This window comes from Pseudobacillus sp. 179-B 2D1 NHS, assembly GCF_045370945.1.
Taxonomy (GTDB): Bacteria; Bacillota; Bacilli; order Bacillales; family Domibacillaceae; genus Pseudobacillus.
The window spans coordinates 1-3,490 of sequence record NZ_JBIQDP010000062.1 but is presented as its reverse complement, the minus strand read 5'-3'; the positions used below and the strand labels follow the sequence as shown (position 1 = coordinate 3,490).

Genomic DNA, 3,490 nt, shown 5'->3' with positions numbered 1-3,490 from the left:
CTACAGAAATACTTAAAAGAAAATGTATCTAAATCGGACTTGAACCATTACAATATAGAAATTTTGAAAAGAAACTTGCAAGAAGTAGAGGAAGAACATACAATGCTTCAGATCGAAAGTATTGTATTTGATTATTTGGAAGCCATAAAAACAAAAAATATTTCAGCAGCGACAAAATATGCTGATGATTTAAGGTTTCCAGATAAAGAAAATCAAAAGGAACAATACTCGATCCTTTTTTCTGAACAGAATGTTACTGATACGAAGATAGTGAACCTTAAGAGGGTAAGTGAAACTGAGTTTAAAGCTACTGTCGAATTTGTTGAAAACGGAAATTTAGGCAAGCATATATTCCCAATTCAGCAAAAGGAAAAAGAGTGGAAAATTATCGTTGGGCAAGATGTATAATCCAATATAAATTAAGAGGATCTTCAATGGAGGTCCTTTTTTAATGCCGATAATGTGGTGTTATGTGAACTATATTTGTATGGAGCATTCAATTTTCTTTTTTCATATTTGTGATTCTGAAAACATTCAATTTGGATAAATATTCCTTTATCCTTAACTAAAGGAGGGATTTCAATGAGAAGAATATATATGCTTTTCCTTTGTTTTATGGTAATTTTTTCACTGCTAGGCTGTCAGTCTAGCGAACAGAAAAGCACCGAATCAAAAGACAAAGCAGATGAAAAGCTTACGCAAGAAGCACCTGTTCAAAAGTTTTCCGACTCCAAAAATGGGTTGAAACTAGCCCTTGAAAAGAAAACATACACAAAACTTGACAATGAAGTTACAGTTACGATCAACATTCAAAATAACAGTGATATCCCATTTGTTTATGGAAAAGCTAATGAACTTGAAAAAAATATTGATGGCACGTGGTACCTTATTCCATTCAAATCAGGCATGGGAGGGTTTGAAGATGTCCTCCTTTCCGTTAAACCACATACTGTTGTTCAAGAAGAAATATTGTTAAATCGGTCTGATAATGAGCTCTCTCCTGGAAAGTATCGAATTGTAAAATCTTTTAACGAAACTCCTATAAATAACAACGGAGTACGTAATGAACATGAAGAATTCTTTCTTGCTGCACCTTTTGAAGTAATTAAATAAAAAGGAGTGCAAGAACTAATGAGACGGATCTCTAAATTCATAAAAACGCTTTTCTTTGGAGAATATGAAGGTTTTGCAAACCAATTAGGCTTTACATCTTGGAATGAAGTCTTGGAGAATACCTTTTAAGTATATTAATGATTTAAGGTAATTAAACAAAAGCAACCCGTTACTTTAAGTGTAAGATTTCACAATCTTTTTTTACACCTCATTAAACTCAATCCCCTAAATGCGTTGTCCATGCAAAAAGACGCCTTCTTATTAAAGAAAAGCGCCCGTTTGTTGAAGATGGCCTCTAATCAGTAGAATTTGGGGCTTCAACCAATACAAAGGATATTTTTTGGCCATGTTTTAGAAATCTCAATCCATCAGGAAACCTTTCCGTATCAAGTAAAATAGAACTGAAACTAAAAAAAGAATCGCTGATTGGTGAGTCTATTATACCAGTGAAAGCAACAACTATTTTAAAGTGCTTTTCGGCTTCTTGATTGATAATTTTTTTAATATATTCCTTCCAGCTAACAACGCGAAATATAAAGAAATTGTGACTAGTAATATTGCGTAAAAGTCCCGTCTAGCAAGGTAAGTTGTAGAGTTAAGACCTTTTATAAGTAAATGAGCAAACAGGTAGGAGATAGGCAATAGAATAATTTTTTCTAGCCCATTTCTTATTTTTTCATTCTTACGGAATATGGCCAATCCAATTCCACAAGTAAGTAAAGATCCTATAGCAAACAACACATAGTAGCTTAAAAATAACCGAGGTAACGTAATGACAGAACCATCCGTTATTGGATCTCCATAAATTAAAGTATTTTCACTTCCATCGGTATTGTAATAATAGATTGAAGCGACCGTTTCTCCATTCGGGTTTAAGACAGTATTTTCTAGGTTGTTTTTGCTTATTTTCTGGTGCCAAATCGTTTCCCATGTAGTTATATCATAGACATAACCTGAATTGTCTGCTGCTGGATATTGTTCTACATGGAATCCGGATACTTCTTCACTAAAATTCAAAAGTACAGTTCCATCACCCTTTTCAATGATTGAAACCGCATTTTCATTATAAGAAATGTATGCTGGCGCTGTCAGATAAGCCATTGTAACCACTGCAAAAACCAATGTTACCATGACTGAAAGAATAATCGTTTGCAGCTTTTCCCTTCGCAATGTATTTTGTATATTTCTTAAGGGAGCTATATCGGTATCTATTGGCAGTTCTTCAAGTGTCCTCATTTCTTCAAGTCGTTTTTTGCAGTTTTCACAAGAAGCTATATGTTCTTCAACGATATCTCTAGTATCTTGACTTGCCATATTCTCGACATATAACGGCAGTAAATCCCTAATCATATTACAGCTAATTTTCATCGATAATCCCCCAATCGCGCTTTAATCTTTTCTCTAGCACGGTGATAAGTAACACAAGCCCAGTTATCACTTTTTGCAAACAAATTGCCAATTTGCTTAAATGACAGTTCTCCAAATACACGGAGCGTAAAGACTTTTTTATAGGGCTCTTTTAAATTCTGGATAATTTCATGTACCTTCATAGACGCTTCTGAAGTGGTTATTTCTTGTTCTACATTGTCTTCACTAGCTGGTTCTGGAAGTGACTCTAAATCTACAAAGCTTTTTTTCTTACGCAAATAAGAGTAATAACTGTTTTTTGCAATTTGGCATAACCAAACACGGATATCACTATCCCCTCTGAAACTGTCTAGCGATGTTAATGCCTTCATAAAAGTTTCCGATGTAATATCTTCAGCGATATGCTTATCGCCAGATAAACTATACAAATATAAAAATACATCTTTAAAGTATGTATTATAAATATCCTCAAGCTGTGTCACCATCTCACCTCCTTACATATAAGACGCGATAAACTCAAATATCTTACAAAAGTAGGAGAAAAACCGTACAAATTACACCCGGTCCTTTTTTCTTCTACCATAATTATTGGAATCCTGTAGTCGATACTCCTGCCCATGTATCCCTTTATAATATTCAGGGACCAGTTCTTTTCCACATTGTTCACACTAAAATCGGTTAAGTTTAAGTGAAATATATACAATCTTTATACTAACTAATATCTTATCACCAAGTGGTCTTCCACAATTTGGCCCGATTGTTGAACACAAGTTAAATAGCACTCTACAACTAAACTGCCGGCTACTATAATAAGCAGTGTTTAATATACATGTATAAATATAAGTAGTTATACAAATTTTGTTGAGCAATAATTCAGTGAGATTAATAAACATACCACCAAAACCTACATCATTTAAATGCCGGAAACAACAGGTTGCAATGAAACAACACTTAGAAACGGAGATAAACATATTACCAAAGAGATGGATGAAACAATTTCTAATTATAT

3 protein-coding genes and 1 pseudogene are annotated in these 3,490 nt (G+C 33.8%); 2 read left to right on the top strand and 2 right to left on the bottom strand.

Annotated features, from left to right (window positions below; translation table 11 throughout):
- Together ACH0BF_RS25005 and ACH0BF_RS25000 are read left to right on the top strand one after the other, a co-directional pair.
- Positions 1-408 (top strand): annotated as a pseudogene (locus tag ACH0BF_RS25005) (hypothetical protein); the annotation flags it as partial.
- Positions 409-582: 174 nt separating this feature from the next.
- On the top strand, positions 583-1,113 hold the full coding sequence (locus ACH0BF_RS25000) for an immunoglobulin-like domain-containing protein (RefSeq protein WP_406910521.1): 531 nt from the start codon (positions 583-585) through the stop codon (positions 1,111-1,113).
- A 459-nt stretch (positions 1,114-1,572) separates the two neighbouring features.
- Here the strand turns inward: ACH0BF_RS25000 and ACH0BF_RS24995 are convergent, their stop codons facing one another.
- Both ACH0BF_RS24995 and ACH0BF_RS24990 read right to left on the bottom strand, forming a co-directional pair.
- The gene (locus tag ACH0BF_RS24995; protein ID WP_340856844.1) at positions 1,573-2,481 is read right to left on the bottom strand and encodes a zf-HC2 domain-containing protein; all 909 of its coding nucleotides are present in this window, start codon (positions 2,479-2,481) and stop codon (positions 1,573-1,575) included.
- On the bottom strand, positions 2,478-2,966 hold the full coding sequence (locus ACH0BF_RS24990) for an RNA polymerase sigma factor (protein ID WP_340856846.1): 489 nt from the start codon (positions 2,964-2,966) through the stop codon (positions 2,478-2,480). The genes ACH0BF_RS24995 and ACH0BF_RS24990 overlap by 4 nt, the downstream gene beginning before the upstream one ends.
- Between the last annotated feature and the right edge of the window lie 524 nt (positions 2,967-3,490).